General features: G+C 60.3%; 15 protein-coding genes. 1 reads left to right on the forward strand and 14 read right to left on the reverse strand.

Annotated elements, in window-relative coordinates:
• Position 1: 1 nt before the first annotated feature.
• The 11 genes from AC07UB_RS09130 to AC07UB_RS09180 form a co-directional block, all read right to left on the reverse strand.
• Positions 2–1,714, reverse strand: a complete 1,713-nt coding sequence (locus tag AC07UB_RS09130; RefSeq protein WP_492792290.1) for an AMP-binding protein — start codon at positions 1,712–1,714, stop codon at positions 2–4.
• A 41-nt stretch (positions 1,715–1,755) separates the two neighbouring features.
• On the reverse strand, positions 1,756–2,907 hold the full coding sequence (locus tag AC07UB_RS09135) for an ABC transporter substrate-binding protein (protein ID WP_492792289.1): 1,152 nt from the start codon (positions 2,905–2,907) through the stop codon (positions 1,756–1,758).
• Positions 2,908–2,945: 38 nt separating this feature from the next.
• Entirely contained in the window at positions 2,946–4,142 is a 1,197-nt protein-coding gene (locus AC07UB_RS09140) for a CaiB/BaiF CoA transferase family protein (RefSeq protein ID WP_492792288.1), read from the reverse strand.
• 3 nt (positions 4,143–4,145) lie between these two features.
• A complete protein-coding gene (locus AC07UB_RS09145) occupies positions 4,146–5,276 on the reverse strand; it encodes an acyl-CoA dehydrogenase family protein (protein ID WP_492792287.1) in 1,131 nt (376 codons plus the stop codon).
• A 2-nt stretch (positions 5,277–5,278) separates the two neighbouring features.
• Entirely contained in the window at positions 5,279–6,475 is a 1,197-nt protein-coding gene (locus tag AC07UB_RS09150; protein ID WP_492792286.1) for a CaiB/BaiF CoA transferase family protein, read from the reverse strand.
• Positions 6,468–7,298, reverse strand: coding sequence for an ABC transporter ATP-binding protein (locus AC07UB_RS09155; RefSeq protein WP_492792285.1), 831 nt, complete (start codon positions 7,296–7,298; stop codon positions 6,468–6,470). The genes AC07UB_RS09150 and AC07UB_RS09155 overlap by 8 nt, the downstream gene beginning before the upstream one ends.
• 10 nt (positions 7,299–7,308) lie before the next feature.
• Complete coding sequence (locus AC07UB_RS09160) at positions 7,309–8,070, reverse strand: ABC transporter ATP-binding protein (protein ID WP_492792284.1); 762 nt, start codon at positions 8,068–8,070, stop codon at positions 7,309–7,311.
• On the reverse strand, positions 8,067–9,065 hold the full coding sequence (locus AC07UB_RS09165) for a branched-chain amino acid ABC transporter permease (RefSeq protein WP_492792283.1): 999 nt from the start codon (positions 9,063–9,065) through the stop codon (positions 8,067–8,069). The genes AC07UB_RS09160 and AC07UB_RS09165 overlap by 4 nt, the downstream gene beginning before the upstream one ends.
• Positions 9,062–9,928, reverse strand: coding sequence for a branched-chain amino acid ABC transporter permease (locus AC07UB_RS09170; protein WP_492792282.1), 867 nt, complete (start codon positions 9,926–9,928; stop codon positions 9,062–9,064). The genes AC07UB_RS09165 and AC07UB_RS09170 overlap by 4 nt, the downstream gene beginning before the upstream one ends.
• Positions 9,929–10,160: 232 nt before the next feature.
• On the reverse strand, positions 10,161–11,306 hold the full coding sequence (locus tag AC07UB_RS09175) for an ABC transporter substrate-binding protein (protein ID WP_492792281.1): 1,146 nt from the start codon (positions 11,304–11,306) through the stop codon (positions 10,161–10,163).
• Between the two features lie 140 nt (positions 11,307–11,446).
• Entirely contained in the window at positions 11,447–12,901 is a 1,455-nt protein-coding gene (locus AC07UB_RS09180) for an FAD-dependent oxidoreductase (protein ID WP_492792280.1), read from the reverse strand.
• Between the two features lie 132 nt (positions 12,902–13,033).
• Between AC07UB_RS09180 and AC07UB_RS09185 the strand changes: the two genes are divergently transcribed.
• Complete coding sequence (locus AC07UB_RS09185; protein ID WP_492792279.1) at positions 13,034–13,972, forward strand: LysR family transcriptional regulator; 939 nt, start codon at positions 13,034–13,036, stop codon at positions 13,970–13,972.
• Here AC07UB_RS09185 and AC07UB_RS09190 read toward each other — a convergent pair.
• The 3 genes from AC07UB_RS09190 to AC07UB_RS09200 form a co-directional block, all read right to left on the reverse strand.
• Complete coding sequence (locus AC07UB_RS09190) at positions 13,969–14,553, reverse strand: TetR/AcrR family transcriptional regulator (protein WP_492792278.1); 585 nt, start codon at positions 14,551–14,553, stop codon at positions 13,969–13,971. The genes AC07UB_RS09185 and AC07UB_RS09190 overlap by 4 nt on opposite strands.
• 727 nt (positions 14,554–15,280) lie before the next feature.
• On the reverse strand, positions 15,281–15,652 hold the full coding sequence (locus tag AC07UB_RS09195) for a hypothetical protein (protein ID WP_492792277.1): 372 nt from the start codon (positions 15,650–15,652) through the stop codon (positions 15,281–15,283).
• 196 nt (positions 15,653–15,848) lie between these two features.
• On the reverse strand, positions 15,849–16,166 hold the full coding sequence (locus tag AC07UB_RS09200; protein WP_492792276.1) for a hypothetical protein: 318 nt from the start codon (positions 16,164–16,166) through the stop codon (positions 15,849–15,851).
• Between the last annotated feature and the right edge of the window lie 92 nt (positions 16,167–16,258).

The raw sequence follows: 16,258 nt of genomic DNA on the forward strand, positions 1-16,258 counted from the left end.
GTCAATCTTTCTTGTTTTGTTTGTTCGATGGGGCCGCCATCGCATGTGCGCCTATCACGGCTCTGCCGGATTCGGCGGGAGAGCGGAGCGAAGACACAAAATCCTTCAATACGATCCCTGCGGTTTTCCGATCCCAAGTCTGCGGTGTGATGCCATTCGTGCGCAGCTCCGCTTTCTTCACCTTGTTGGTGGGCGTGCGTGGCAGCGCAGGCATGATCTCGATGTAACGCGGTACCATGTAGTGCGGCAGCGTGCCGGCAAGGTGCCGAAGAATATCCAGCGGATCGATGTTTGAGCCAGCCGCCGGCACAAGACAGAGCTTAATGTCGTCATCGGATTCAAACTCCGACGCAACGCCAACGGCGGCCACCTCAGCGACCGCGGGATGGGCTGCAGCCGCAGCTTCGATGTCGTAGCTCGATATGTTCTCCGCACGTCGCCGGATCCGGTCGCCGAGCCGATCGACAAAATAATAGTACCCGTCGTCGTCGCGGTACCCGATGTCTCCGGTGTGAAACCAGAGATTTTGCCAGGCTTCGACGGTCTTTTCCGGCATTCCGATATACCCGCGCATGAAAGCAAACGGCTTCCTCGGCCGGATCACCAGTTCGCCGGCCTGCCCGGACGGCTGTTCGACACCGGTGACAGGATCAACGACCCGCAGTTCGACCCACTCGTCGCTAGCGCGCCCGCAAGATCCCGGCCGCAACGGCTCGTCATAGGGCCGCCAGGTGCCGATGTTGATTTCGGTCATGCCCCAAACTTCGATGGCGCGCAGGTTGAAACGGGCCTCGAAACGCTCGGCAATCGCCTTTGGCAGCGGTGCCGCCAACAATCGGCTGACCTTGTGCTGATGGTCTTCGGGTCGCTCCGGCTGGGCGTAGATCATTTCGATCATCGGCCCATGCGCCAACCCCACAGTCGCGCCGTAGCTGCGAACACGATCGACCCATAGCTCGCCCTTGAAGGTACGGTCGAGCACGACACGGCCTCCCGCCATCAGCGTCGCAAACACAGCCATGAATTTTCCGGCCATGTGGAACAACGGATGGAAGCAATAGAAAACATCGTCCTCGCCGAGCCGCAATCCATCGATCGACTGTTTAGCCAGCGCGCAGACTTGCGCGTGCGGCATCATAATGCCCTTGGCTGGTCCGGTGGTACCGGACGTATAGATCACCGATGCGACATCCGACATCCGCGCAGCAGGCAGGTCGGCTTCGGGCGCCGTCGCCAGCAGGTCGTCCAGTCGGGAGAGCCTGATCCGCTCAAAAGCCGGCGGTGATTCTGCAGCGGACCCCGGCGCATCAAAATAAAAAATGTGATGGACACCGCTCAGCCCCGCTTCGCACTCCCGGAACACTGGCAGGAAACTGCTCTCGGCAATCACCAGCCGCGCGCCGGAAATGTTGACGGCATGCTCGAGCAACCGGGCGCGATAGGCAATATTGATGGTGACTTCGGTCACGCCCGCGAGGTTGGCGCCGAGCCACGCATGGATCGCCGTCAGGCAGTTCGGCGCCATGACGACAACGGCGTCGCCCTGACGAATGCCCGCGGCCACAAGGCCACGGGCTAGAGCCAGCGATGCCCGGAAGCACTCGGAATATGTCTCTCGACCCTCGCCGATCATTTCGACGGCCACCCGGTCCGGAAAGGCAGCCGCACGCGCGCGGATACATTCACCAACCGTTGTCTCGTAGAAATCACTCATCGGCGTCTTCCGATCCACTCCCGGGTCCGCTGCGCTGCCTCTTACTTTAGGTTCTTGAACTTGCCGTTGCGGATTTCCGCCGAGACTAGCAGATCGCCGTTCCAGCCGTCATGGCTGTCGGTGGAGAAGCACATCTTGCCTTCGGAGTAAGTCTGGATTCCGCACAGCTTTTCGATGGCGTCGCGGAGCGCGCGACCGGTCACGTCGCCTTTCATCGTCTTGACCGCCTCGGTGATTGCGAGCAGCGCGTTCGAGCCGATCACTTCACCAAATCCCTGCGGCGGCTTGCCGGCGGCGGTCATCAGCTTGCCGAGATCCTGCAGCCCCTGTCCCGGCTGATCCCAGTTCGCAACGAGGACAATGCGCACCCCGTTGCCGGCTTCGCCGCTGGCATCAATGAAGGACTTCTGGCCGAGGCCGACCGGCGCCCACATCGGTGCTTCCAGTCCAACCTGGCGCGCGGCGCGCACGAAGGCTGCGCCGAGCGTCGGCGCCGAGGCCTGAATTAGCACGACATCGGGATTGCTGTTACGGATCTTGGTCGCCTGTGAAGTCAGATCGAGAGCCTTCAGCTGAGCCGTCGCCGTCTCGACGATCGTCACATTGGTCTTCTTAGCCAGCTCAGCGATGTAGTCAGCAGTGTTCTTGCCATAGGCGTCTTCCTGATAAAACAGGCCGACCTTCTTGGCACCACCGGCGATCGCTCGCTCGAACATCACCGCCGTGTTGGTGAGATCGCCCGACAGCGACCGGAAGACCCACGGATAGAACTTGTTTTCCTTCAGGGTAACCGCGAGCGTGCCGTTCGGCGCCACCATCGGCACTTCGTAGCGCATGGCGACCGGAGCAGCCGCCAGCGTGCCGCTGCCCGTGGTCGATCCGATGATCGCGACCACCTTGTTTTGCTGGATCAACTGGGTTGCGCCGCGCGCCGCTTCCGTCGGGTTGGTCGCATCGTCATACACCGACAACTCGATCTTGCGGCCATTGATGCCGCCTTCCGCGTTGAACTTGTTGACCAGCACTTCGACCGAATCGCGCTCTGGGATTCCGAATGGCGCGGCTGGCCCCGTGAGACTTAGCAGCAGCCCGATCCTCACGGGTTCCGCCGCCCGGGCCGAGGTCAGATCGGCAACTCCAGCGAGTGTCGACGCAGCGACACCCAGCGCGATGATCAATGACCTTCTCTTCATAACTATTCACTCCCCTATTGATTATGTTTCTTGGTTCATCATGCTGGCGCCGCAACGCCAAACGCACCTTCGTCGCCATGCCGAACGATTTCGTCCTCGCTGAACCCGAGGGATTGAAGAATATCGCGGCTGTGCGCGCCGAGGTCGGGGGGCCCGTAGCTGACCGATGGCGGGGTCCGCGAAAACTTCAGCGGATTGCCCACCACCTCAGCCGACTTCCCGTCCGGCATCGGCACCGTAACAACCATGCCATTGTTGCGGACCTGCGGATGATCGAGCGCCTCAGCAAGCGACAACAGCGGCGAGCAGAGGATGTCTTGCTTCACCAGACTTGCCAGACAGTCCGCCGTCGTAAGCCGGAGAAATTCAAAGCGCAGCAGGTCGTAGATTTCAGCTTTACGTTCGAGTTGTGCTGCCGCGCTGCCGAGACCTTCGCGAGCACTAAGATCTTCAATCTGAAGTGCGTTGCAAAGCAGTTGCAGCGGATTGGGTCGAAAGAAGCCAAGGACAGTGATCCAGCCATCCCTGGTCTGGAACACAAAGTTGAGGCTCTTGTCGATCCATCGCGTTTCGTATCCGTAGATCAGTTGCGATGCCGCCTCGAGGCTCTGCATCGCGATCGCCGCATCGAGAAGGCATGTGCTGACCTTCTGGCCGATGCCAGAACTTTCCCTTTCCAACAGCGCAAGCACCACGCCCTGCGCGAGAATCATGCCGGCGGCGAAATCAACCACCGGCGTGTTGATCAGAGCGGGCGCCCCATCTGGCCGTGCGTTGCCAGTGGCAATGCCGCTCAGCGATTGAATCGCCATGTCCTGGCCGGGATTGCGCGCCAGCGGCCCAGTCGCGCCATAGCCGCTCGACTCGGCATAGACCAGCCGGGGGTTAGCTTCCCTCAGTTGTTCATAGCCGAGACCGAGGCGCTCCATGACGCCCGGGCGATAGTTGTGAATGAGAACGTCGGCGGTCTTTGCCAGGCGTGCGACGATCGCGCGGCCGGATTCGGTCTTGAGATCGACTGCCAAAGACTTCTTGTTGCGGTTAACCGCAGCAAAGTAGCTACTCATCGCATTGCGCGCGGTCGCGTAACTGTCGTAGTTGCGCAATATCTCACCGCTGCCCGGCCGCTCGATCTTGATCACGGTCGCGCCGAAATCGCCCAGCACCTGGGCGGCGATCGGCGCCTGATACACCTCGCTCAGATCGAGGACCAATGCTCCCTTGAGGATGCTCATCAATCAATCCGCGTAGACGCTCTTGGCAATGATCAGCCGCTGGATCTGATTGGTCCCCTCATAGATCTGCGTAATCTTGGCGTCACGCATCATACGTTCGACCGGGTAATCCTCGAGATAGCCGTAGCCGCCATGCAACTGGACCGCATCGGTCGCCACCGACATCGCGGTATCGCTGCACATCATCTTGGCCATCGACGCGAGCGTCCGGCCCTGCACGGGATCAGCCTCGATGGCTTCGACCGCGCGATAGAGCAGACTGCGCGACGATTCGACCTTGACCGCCATTTCCGCGATCATGCCGCGCACCATCTGGAAGCGCGACACAGACTGACCGAACTGCTTGCGGTCACGGGTGTACTTCACCGCCTCATCAAGCGCGCCCTGAGCGATGCCGAGCGCCTGCGCCGAAATCAGCGGGCGCGAGATGGTGAGCGACACGATCATGTGCTCATAGCCCCGGGCGGTATCGCCGACTGCGCGACTGGCGGAAACGCGGCAATCGTCGAAGATGACGTCAGCGGTCGGGCTGCCGCGCAGGCCCATCTTGTTTTCAAGCTTGCCGAATGAGATGCCCGGATCGTCCCGATGCACCATGAATATTCCACATTCCTTCTCACTGGTCCGCGCGAGAACGAGATACCACTCCGCCCAGGTCGCATTGGTGATGAACCGCTTGTTGCCGTTGATCACCCAATGATCCCCGTCCCTCACGGCGCGGGTCTTCAGCGCGGCGAGATCCGAACCGCCCTGCGGCTCAGTCAGGCACCAGCCGGCAATTTTTTCACCGGCGGCCACTGGCGGCACGATCTCCCTGATTAATTCGGGAGAGCCGAAGCGAACCAGCGGGTCAAGCGCTGCCCATCCGGTCAGCAACGAGAGGCCGGACGTCGCGCATACCCGAGCAACCTCTTCCACCGCGATTACCTGCGAGAAGAGATCGCCGCCCTGCCCTCCGTATTCCTCGGGAAAGCCAAGCGAAGGAATGCCAGCCTCGCGAAGCCCGGCATAGGCTTTGATCGGCGGCTGCTTGGTGCGGTCGACTTCGGCGGCATGAGGCTCAACCTTATCGACCGCAATCCGCCGCATGGTGTCGCGGAACGTATCGTAGGCCTGCTTTTCCATAGCTTGCATAGCTATTGTCCTTGTTTTGAAGTGAGGGGCGAATTGCGGAGTACCGGCGGCCAGGAGAGGCCTTCGACAGCGGAGGCCGGATCGGACGGCACCGCCGCAGCGATCTCATCATCCGTCATTCCGACCGAAACCAGCACCTCGCGACTGCGGTCGCTGCGATCAAGCGTGCCGCTGAACGACGCTGTCCGGCTGAAGCGCGGAATTGCCGGAACGCTCGAATGGGACGAACCGGGATGACGATGCCTGTTCTGAGGTTCACGCCAGACTTCGTCCGGCGACAGCACCGGCGCGACGCAGGCATCGATGCCGGCGAATATCGCTTCCCAATGCGCGCGCGGCTGCGACCTAAACGTCCTGTCGAGAGTCTGCTCGATGAACGGCCAGGTCGCCATGTCCATGTGGTCCGGAATGTCGCCGAGCTTCAGCGTGGTCCAGAGTGCCTTGAAGAACGCGAGCTCCAGCGCGCCGACCGAAACTTGGCGGCCATCCGCACAGAAATAGCAGCGATAGAATGGCGCATTGCCGGAGATCAGTCCATCGCCCCGGCCCGGCATCACCGGCGTCTGCCAGCCCGGGAAATGCATCGCCATCATCGAAAGACAGCCATCGACCATCGCCGCATCGACGTGCTGGCCACGGCCCGACGCGCGGGCCTCGAACAGTGCTGTCACCATTCCGAATGCGGCGAGCAGACCGCCCGCGCCGAAATCGGCAAGCAGATTGAGCGGAGGGGAGGACACTTCATTCTTCGGACCCACAGCACCGAGAACGCCGCTGATCGCCAGATAGTTGATGTCATGGCCGGCTTCGCGGGCACGCGGACCATCTTGGCCGTAGCCGGTCATCGAGCAGTATACCAGGCGCGGATTGATCGCGCTGAGTTCGGCATATCCCGCGCCGATGCGATCGGCGACACCAGGGCGGAAACCTTCGATCAGGGCATCAGCGGTCTTCACCAGCCGATGCAGAGCCTCGCGCCCTGCACTGTTTTTGAGATCGAGCGAAATGAACTGCTTGCCACGCGACAGTTCGGTTACCGGAAGACCGGAGCGGCCGCCGCCAACCACGATTACCTCAGCCCCGAGATCGGCGAGAAGCATCGTGCAGTAAGGACCGGGCGCCAAACGCGAAAGGTCGATGACGCGCACGCCCGCGAGCGGGCCTTTCGGCCGCGCGTTGGTATTGATGCTTTTAGCCATGGAGCGAGCCTACTGAAGATGGAGAATTCTGACCCGTCTCGGCCGTGTCGGATGAACCGTCGTCGCCACCGAGAAACGCGGCAAGGATGGTGTCGTGCTGACTGAGTTCGTCACGGCCGCCGCGCATGACCACTTGACCATCGGACAGCATGATGAAGCGGCTGGCGATGCTCGCTGCAAACGGCACGTTCTGCTCTGCAACAACCATTGCCAGACCGTCGGCGCGGAACTTGGCAAAGGTCTGTCGCAGGATGTCGTAGACCGCCGGCGCGAGTCCTTGGGTTGGCTCGTCCAGAATTAGCACCCGCGGTCGGCGCGCCACCGCCATGCCGATCGCAAGCATCTGCTGCTCGCCGCCACTCAGCATCCCGGCCGGGGCAGCAAGCCGTTCCTTCAGGATCGGAAATAGCGACAGGATGTGCTCGCGCGCCGCATTCCGGTCTCCTTCGATCAGCCGAAGACCAAGAGAAAGATTCTCTTGGACTGACAGCGCCGGGCAAAGGTTGCCGCGAATTTCAGGGACCAATGCCAATCCACTCTTGGCGCGGAGATGGGCCGGAAGCCGGCCGATATCCTGGCCGCCTACCTCGATCTCGCCCCTTCCATGCACAAGACCGCTCACCGCTCCGAGAAAGCTGCTCTTGCCCGCGCCGTTCGGTCCGAGCACCGCGACGAGTTCTCCGGCCGCCACCGACAGATCGATGCCGTGGCAGACTTCGATCCGGCCATAGCGCGCTGAGACATTGCGGCAGGACAGAACCGGCTGCGCCATCGGCGCGGCCACAACGACGCTACTGGTATCAACGGCAGACATCGCATTCATGACGTGCTCCTCAATGCGCGCTGGTGCCGAGATAGGCAGTGACGAATTCAGGCTGGCGGCTGACCTCCTCGGCGGTGCCACGCAGCAGGACCTTGCCGCGATCGAGCACCACGACACGATTGGCGAGACGCTTCACAAGGCCGAAATTGTGCTCGACCAGCAACACGCCGACGCCTCTGGCCGCCAGTTGGCGAACCTGCTGCACCAGCACATGCTGCTCGGTCTTCGAAAGACCGGCCGCGGGCTCATCAAGCAGCAGATATTTCGGCTCGGCCGCCATCGCGCGCGCGATATCGACCATGCGGACGATGCCCATCGGCAATTCACCCATCTGTTGCTTGGCGAAACCGCCGAGACCGAGTTCCTGCAATAGTTTCGTTCGCCGGTCACGCAGGTCCCGTTCGCTACGCCGCATAGATGGCGGCCGGAGCAATCCAGCCCACAAACCGACACGTGCGTGCGGTTGAAACCCGCATAGCACCGCATCCTCAACGCTTGCCGACGCATTAATGCGCGGCGTCTGGAATGTCCGCGAGATTCCGCTGGAGATGCGGCGGGCCGCTGGAATGCTTGCGAGATCCTCGCCATCGACCGCGACCGCACCTGCTGCAATATCGACAAAGCCGGTAATCGCATTGAACAGCGTGCTCTTACCCGAACCGTTCGGCCCGATCACCGCAAGCACTTCCCCGCGATTGAGTGTCAGATCGACATTCTGTAGCGCGACCACTCCGCCGAAACGAACGTCTATACTGGATACGTCAATGCTCATTGCGTACCTCCCGCAATGACGGGGCTGCTGGCTACCTGCGATGGGCTTTTTTGCGGCTTGGCGACAACGGTTCCGGAAGATTTTCCGAAGAGAGCGCGAAGCCCCAGCAGGCCATTCGGCGATAACACGAGAACGGCAATCAGCGCGCCGCCGTAGAACATCCCCTGCACTTCCTGACTGGGAATGAACTTGAACAGCAGGGTCAGCAGCGCGGCGCCGACAATTGGACCGAGTACTGTTTGCGCACCACCGACCACCGCCATCAAGAGGACGGAGAGTGAAACGGCAGGACCGAGCGAATCCGGCCCGATATAAGCAATGTGATGTGCGTAAAGCCAACCGCCAAGTCCGGCGACTGACGCGGACAGCGCCAACACGACGCTGCGAACGTGCGGGACGTTCACACCATCTGCAACAGCACGCAGTGTATCTGAGCGAAGGGTGCTGGTCGCACGCCCGAACGGCGAGTCGATCAGATTGCTGAGCAGGATCACCACAACGAACACGGCGCCCCAGCTGAGGAAATGGTATTGCAACAGCGTCGATGCGATCGACAGCGGTGGAATACCTGACAGGCCGATATATCCGCCGGTGAAATCACCCCCCTCACGCAGAGCGATGTCAACGGCCTGACCGAACACCAGCGTCGCAATGGCCAGCGACAGTGCATTCAACCGCGTCACTAGGCGTGCGAGAGGATACGCGATGAGCGGCGGCACCACGAGTGCCAGCACCAGGCCGAAGACCGCCGGCAGATTGTAACGCGTGGTCACGATCGCCGCGGCATAGGCCCCGACCGACGCGAACGCCGCCTGCGCGACCGAGAGAATGCCGGCCTGGCCATAGCTGATGCCGACCGACAGAGCGATCAGCGAATAGATCGCGATCACCACCGATGTATCGAGCCACACGGTATTGCCGCTGATGAAAAGCGTGATGACGGAGAGCGCGCCAAGCAAGAAGAGCGCGGAACGCTGACGTTCGAACAGACTCATGCCCGAACTCCCGCGGGTCCCTGGCGGCCGACACGGCCGATGGTCAGCACGGCGAAGATGAAGGCAAGCGGCACGAGACTCGCAAGACCGCCATTGGCGTAGCCCGAACTTATCGTCTCGACGACGCCGATGGCGAGCCCACCGAAGAACCCGCGTAACGGACCGTGCAGACCGAACACAATCGCCGCGCCAAAGCCGGCGAGAGTCAGATGCATCCCCGACGCGAAGTCCATGCCGGAGGTGTAGAGCACGAGCACCCCGGCGATCCCCGCCAGCAGCCCCGCAAGCATGAACGAGGAGAACTGCAGCGCCCGAACAGGGATGCCGGCGAGCAGCGCGCCACGCTCATTGTTGGCGCTGGCGCGCACGTCGCGACCCCACGAGGTGCGGTAGAGGAGGACATAGACGAAGGCGATCAGCAGCAGGCCGACCAGCACATTCACACCGGCCTGAGGGCTGATGCGAATGCCAGCCACGTTCCAGAAATTCGCAAACGGCTGGCGGATGAATGGATCTTTCCCGAACAGCGTGAGGACGCACGACTCGAGAAAGATCGCGAAGCCGAAGCTGGCGAGCACAAGAACGAGCGGATCGCCCTTTTGCCTGCGGCCAAGCATCAGCGAAACGCACCCGACAGATGCCGACGCCAGGACACCGGCAAAGATGCCCATCATAATTCCTAGAGCGGCTCCGTGGCTTTCGCCGACAAACATTGCAACTGCGCCCGCGAGCACCGCGTAACCGCCGACAGCAAGGTCCACCGTGTCGGTGGCGATGAAAAGCAGGCTGATAGGGAACGCGAGCAGACCGTAGGTCACGCCTAGCAAGATCCCCCGCGAGCCAAATTCTAGAAGTTCGTACATCCGCCCTCCCCCTTCGATTTAAACGCCCGCCGATCAGTGCCGCGCAGACGCCGAAGGTTCTTGTTTTTAAAAACCGTCTAGTCGGTATCTAATACTGTGCAGAAGGTTTTTATTTTGTCAAGAATACGCCGACGGATCCCGGCAATCACATCAGCTGATTGAAATAACTAAATTTCTTGCGTTCGCGTGGCGGCTTCCGGTGAAGGCGCCGCCACGCAAGATGTCGCACGTCTTAGGGGGGCGAAACTCGCCTGAAGACTCCGTTGCGCACCTCGACGGTGGTCAGCGCGTCGGCGCTCCAGCCGTCGTGATTGTCCTTCGCATAGCAGAGCTCGCCGTCGGAATAGGTCGTGACATTGCACAACTGCTCGAGCTGATCGCGCAGCACCGACCCCGTGATCTCGCCCTTGACCTTCCGTGCAGCTTCGACGATCGCCAGCAACCCATTGGTCGAGAGCAATTCGGCAAATCCCTGCGGCGGCTTGCCAGCATCTTTGAGCTTCTGGGCAAGCTTTGCCTGCCGCGGCGAGGGATCATCCCAATTGCCGAAGACCACCAGCCGGACGCCATCTCCCAGGGCCCCGGAGCTGTCGATGAAGGACCTCTGCCCGAGCCCCATCGATCCCCAGATCGGCACATCCAGACCGACCTGACGTGCCGCGCGCACAAACGCAGCTCCAAGCGCCGGCGCCGTGACCTGCATGATAACGGCATCCGGTGAGCTGCCGCGCAGCTTCATGGCCTGCGCCGCGACTTCGATCGCCTTCAGCGGGGCCGACGACATGTCGGTGATCGGAACCCTCCTCTCCTCAGCCAACTGCTTCACATAGACTGCGGAGTCCTTTCCGTAGGCATCCTCCTGATAGAAGATGGCGATCTTCTTGGCGCCGCCTGCGATCACGGCATCGAACAGCCGCTTGGTGTTGACCAGATCGTTCGACATCGTGCGAAACACGTAAGGGTATTGCTGGCTCTCGCGCGCAGTGACCGAGATCGTCGCATTCGGTGCGAGCATCGGAACCTTCTCGCGCGCGGCAATCGGCGTCGCCGCCAGTGTGCCGCTGCCGGTGCTGGCGCCGATAATCGCAACCACCCCGTCCTCGCGAATCAGCTTGGTTGCGCCGCGGGCCGCTTCCGTGGGGTTGGTGGTATCGTCGTAGATCGCGAGCTCGATCTTCCGCCCATTCACACCGCCCTGCGCGTTCAGGTCGCGGACCAGCACTTCAACCGCATCACGCTCCGGCAGGCCAAATGAGGCCGCCGGCCCGCTCAGACTAAGCAACAGACCGATCTTGAGCGGCTTATTGTCCTGAGCGGCAGCGGACAACGGCGCGAGCGCAATCACGCCGGCTACAAGCAATCCTATTCTCGTTCTCATTTCACTTCCCTCCCATGGTTTTTCCCACGCCTTTACTGACGCTTTTTTGTTTTGTTCGCGCAGCAGTCAGCGGCGGTCGGTGAACCGGCAAGCACACGTGCTGAACTGGCGAACCTCCGAAACGGCCTGTGAAAGGCCGCTTACTCTGCGGCGTCAGCCGCGCTTTCCATTGTCGCAACAATGGAGGGCGAAAGGTAAGCGCCCTGCCTCAGCAACTCGCGCTGGATTGAGCGCGGGTCGAGCTGACGCGGCGCCACGCCTGCACCGGCGGCGAGAGCGCCGGCGACGCCTGCGGCCTGACCGGTCATCCAGCACTGCGGAACCTCGCGGAGGAAGGTGTGCGAACTCGCATCGCAGGCCACATGGCGGCCCGCTCCAAGCGCGCCTTCAAGTCCCGCAGGAAGCAGCGAGCCATAAGGCACCGAAATATTCTTCCACTTGGGCGACAACGACGTGGAGACACCAATCTCATCGTCCCAGACCTTCCCCTCGTCCCACTGCTTACGCGTGACCATCCGATCGGCCGCGAAGCGACGGCTGTGACGAACGCCGACCTGCGGCGCGCCGAGCATCAGGAAGGCATTTTCAAAGCCCGGTGCTTCCGCCCGGTAGATTTCGAGATGCCTGACAGCAAGTTGTCGTGACTTGAGCTCGACCTCAGTCAAATCTTCCACGTTGATTGCGCTGTAGCCCGACAGGCGCGGGCCCATGAACAGGCCGATATCAGAGCGCCACGAGAAGAACGGCTTTTCAAAATACTTCAACCGATCGCGGCCGCGCTTCATGAAATCGGAGAAACCGGCGCTGTTGGTACGGCGGAACTCGGTCCAGCGCTCCATATCGACGCCGCCGAGCATGAAGGCGGTGTTGATACAATGGTGGATGTCAGTTTCGTCGATGTCGGAATCCGATCCTACGCCGGCGCGCGCCAGCATGTCCGCATCACCCGTGGTGTCGATCACCACCTTGGCCAGCACGGCATGGCGACCTTCTTTACTCTCGAAGATCGCGCCCCTGACCACATTGCCTTCCATGATCGGCTGCGCGGCCACGGCGTGGAGCATCAGATGGATCTTGTTCTCCGTGACGAGCTGCATCGAAAGCGTTTTCAGTGCCTCGGGATCAACCGTCGGCGACCAGGTCACGATGCCTTGGAACGCCGCGGATCGGTATGACCAGTAGTCGGCGATCGCCGCATCCTTCGATCCCCATTCCGACTTCGGCGGCCCCATCACGGCGTCCTTCGGCAGCCGGTCGAAAAGCTCGCGGGCGAAGCCTGCGATCACCTGCTTGCCGCTCCAGTCGGTCATGCGGTCGATCCAGATAACCAGCCCGCCAGTGGAAAGGCCGCCCAGATGATTGTAGCGCTCGACCAGCGTGACATCGGCGCCCACCTTCGCCGCGGCCACCGCTGCCGACGTTCCCGATGGTCCGCCGCCGATCACCAGCACGTCGGTTTCGGAAAACACCGGAATGTCGCGTGCCTCCTCGCGATAAGTCAGCGTGGGGCGTTCGCGCCGGCGGTCGCGCGCGCCGCCGAAGATCTCCAGCGCCATGCCTTCCGAAACACTGTTGATCGACTTCTCAACCGCCATGGTCATTTCCTCGCCCAATAAAATCCGGCTTGCAGACACCGGGTTGTGATTAAGCAGCCTGCGGCGTCCGAAAACCCACAGTTCCGCATTTCGTGAAGGCAATCTTGACGGTCCCCCTCGATTATTACAAATATGAATTTTGCAAACTCAAATTTCGATTTTCGAAATATGCTCTCTATTCGGCAAATTCGCTATTTCGTGGCCGCAGCTGAAACCCAGAAGGTTTCGGCGGCAGCCAGCAGTCTGGGGATTTCACAATCTGCGGTCACCGTGGCGATCAAGGAACTCGAGGGGCAACTCGGCGTGTCGCTGATACGCCGACGTGTCGGTGGCATCGAGCTGACCCAGGACGGGCAGAAATTTCTGCATCACGCCAGGAACATCGAAGCGAACATCGTCGATGCGATGAACTCGATGCTCAACAAGGAAGCGCGGACGACCGGAAAAATCCGGCTTGGCGTTACCTACACCGGGGTCGGGTATTTCCTGCTCCCGGCTCTGGCGCGCTTTCGGCGCGCCTATCCGAGCGTGGCGTTCAACTTGGTCGAAATGGACCGGCGCGGGCTGGAACAGGCGCTCGAGTCAGACGACATCGACTTGGCTCTGGTCATCATATCCAACCTTTCGAAAAACCACCGCCTGCGTCATCAAATCCTCATCCGATCGCCCCGAACGTTATGGCTCTCGAGCGGCCATCGTCTCAACCGTCTTCCGACGATTTCCCTGCAGGATCTTCGCCATGAAGCCTATGTGCAGTTCGCATCCGATGAAGCACCTATTTCGGCACGACGTTACCTGAAGAAGATCAAGCCTAGGGTGCTCTTCAGCACCTCATCCATGGAGGCGGTGCGAGGGATTGTTGCTACAGGCGCGGCGGTCACCGTGCTTGCTCAACTGGTCTATCGGCCATGGTCACTCGATGGCGGCCGGGTCGAGTCGCGCGCGCTGGCAGATTCTCTTCCGACCCTCGACCTTGGCATGGCCTGGAGCGCTCGCAAAACGTTGTCGGATGCGGAGCGTAAGTTCATCGACTATATGAAGATCGACGGAAACGGCGCTCACCAAGGCTAGGACAGAGCGCGCAGGAACGCTTCTCGGAAAACGCGCACAAGTTCAGTGCCATCTATCTTCGCAGCTCGCCGATACCACTCCAGCATCATGCCGTCATGGGTCGCAACGTAGAACGACGCCGTCGCAATCGGATGAAGTTTGGTTGCGAAGCTCTTGCTGGCAAGCCCCTGCTTGATGGTCATTAGGATGAACTCGCGCATGCGCTCATAGATCGCGTCGATCTTCTCGGTGAGCGCGTCGTTCCGCTTGGAGAACTCGACCGATGACATCACCAGCAGCATGACCTCCTGCGGATTCTCCAGAGCGAAGGTCACTTGAGAATGCATGAACGCGACAAGCCTCTCCTGCGGTGTCAGATCCCGTGCCTTCAGTTTGGCGATGATATCGTCGATATAGCGCGCGGAAATGTCATCGAGCATCTGTGCCATCAGATGCTCCTTTTTGGAAATGTAGAAATAAACGCCGCCCTTGGTAAGACCCGCGCCGGCGGCGATTTCGTCGATCGTGGTGGAGCCGTATCCCTGCTCCACGAACAGATTCAGCGCCGAATGATAAATGCGATCGACACTCACTTCGCGCATTTCCCGGTTCGATCGTGGCGCCCGCGCGCGGGGCGCCGAATTCGCAGGCTCGATCTTGGTCAAAGCGGCGGTCGGCTTTGACACACGCGTGGCCGACTTGCGCGAAGTTCGCGACACGGTATGCGACTTATTGCGATCGATCTGTCTGACCATGAATTAAATGAAGCTCGAACAACCGTGCTGGCGCGGGAAATTGGAAGTAGTTCTTTTTAGAGAGAGGGATAGAGTAGGCAAGAGACGAGACAGCCATTTCCGAATGTAATTTCAGAACGGAAACGAAACCTCAACCGGCCATCCTGCCGTTCAAACATTTCTATTTATCTTATTATTTCAGCAGCTTGAATACCAGAATGAGCTATTGAAAGCCGCTTCATGGGGCATTCCCTGTATTCCGCTCACCTTAAAATGTCTCCAACAATGGCGGATAAGTACGCGCTTTTGGCCGCTGCAGGTGATGATGTCGGCGGACCGCGCTATCGGCGGGCATCCGCTGGAATTCGAACTTCTATACCGACGGTCGAAGCTAAGCCCGCAGTCGTCCCAGTGCCTCATTGATAGTGATGCGCGAAAACCATATCGCAAGGCTGGAGGCGCCGCGGAAGCTGTCCAGATGGGTGAAGGAGCGCGCCTGGTCATGCAGCGTTACAATCAGCATCTTTATCGTCTCGCGCGAAGCGTTCTCCGGAACGAGAGGGAGGCGGAGGAGGTGGTCCAGAAGACTTCGTGCCTACGACACTGACAACCCACCGTCAAACCCGTTCGGCTTGTAGAGGATGCGATCCTCGACAGTACCCATCGGGGAGACATCGTACTCGACCCGTTCCTCGGTAGCGGCACGACAATTCTGGCTGCCGAGCGCACGGGGCGACGAGGCTTCGGCATCGAACTCGATCCGGTACACGTCGACACGGCCATTCGGCGTTGGGAGCGCATGACCGGTCAGAACGCGATCAACTAGGATGGCCTGTCTTTCGCAGAAGTAACTGCTCAGCGCGTCGCGAGAGCCATCAATGCCCCGTAAACGCCAACGCCCGCTCAAAGATACGGCGGAATCGTCCGCGGACATCATGCGCAGGCTGATCTTAGAACCTGTGCCCATAACGATCGCAGGGCCAATCGAAAACTCTGTTCGGTGTAAGGCACAACAGCGATTTGTCTACCGCGTGATGGCGCCATAAGCAGCCCAACTGTTTCACATAGTCCGCGATACAGTTTAGATTTTTGGCCTGAATGTCGCGTGTTGATGATACCGCCTTTGCATTCGGCGACAATGAACTGACCGCCGCCTAAGTCAGCTACGACATCACCGATGCCTGACTTTGGATAATGGTGCGGTCGTCATGTGCGCGGTAAGTCCCGACATACGAAGTCGTACCCGTGCTACTCTCGCGCTTAAAGTTTTGTTTTTCCAGCCACGCCGAGAAATCGAATTGTTTTCCGTGCATACCGTCGGGGTGGATGAGGACCTCGTTAGTCTTCTCCGTTCGTAAAAGATGCATGGCGTACGCAACCACCACCGCACCTTCGTGAAATTTATGCTCGTAGTCGTGCGTAGCGCTTCCGACCCGGTTAGGCGGCGAGATCGTCTCCTCAATCAGGTCATCGAAATCCATTTTCCCCTCCCGGCCGCGGTGTCTTTCCAATCGCTCGAAACATCCCGATGCAAACTCGTCGGAAAATGATCTTTGCTCCCTTAGCACCACTG

The sequence above is a fragment of the Afipia sp. GW821-FHT04G03 genome, from assembly GCF_059419985.1.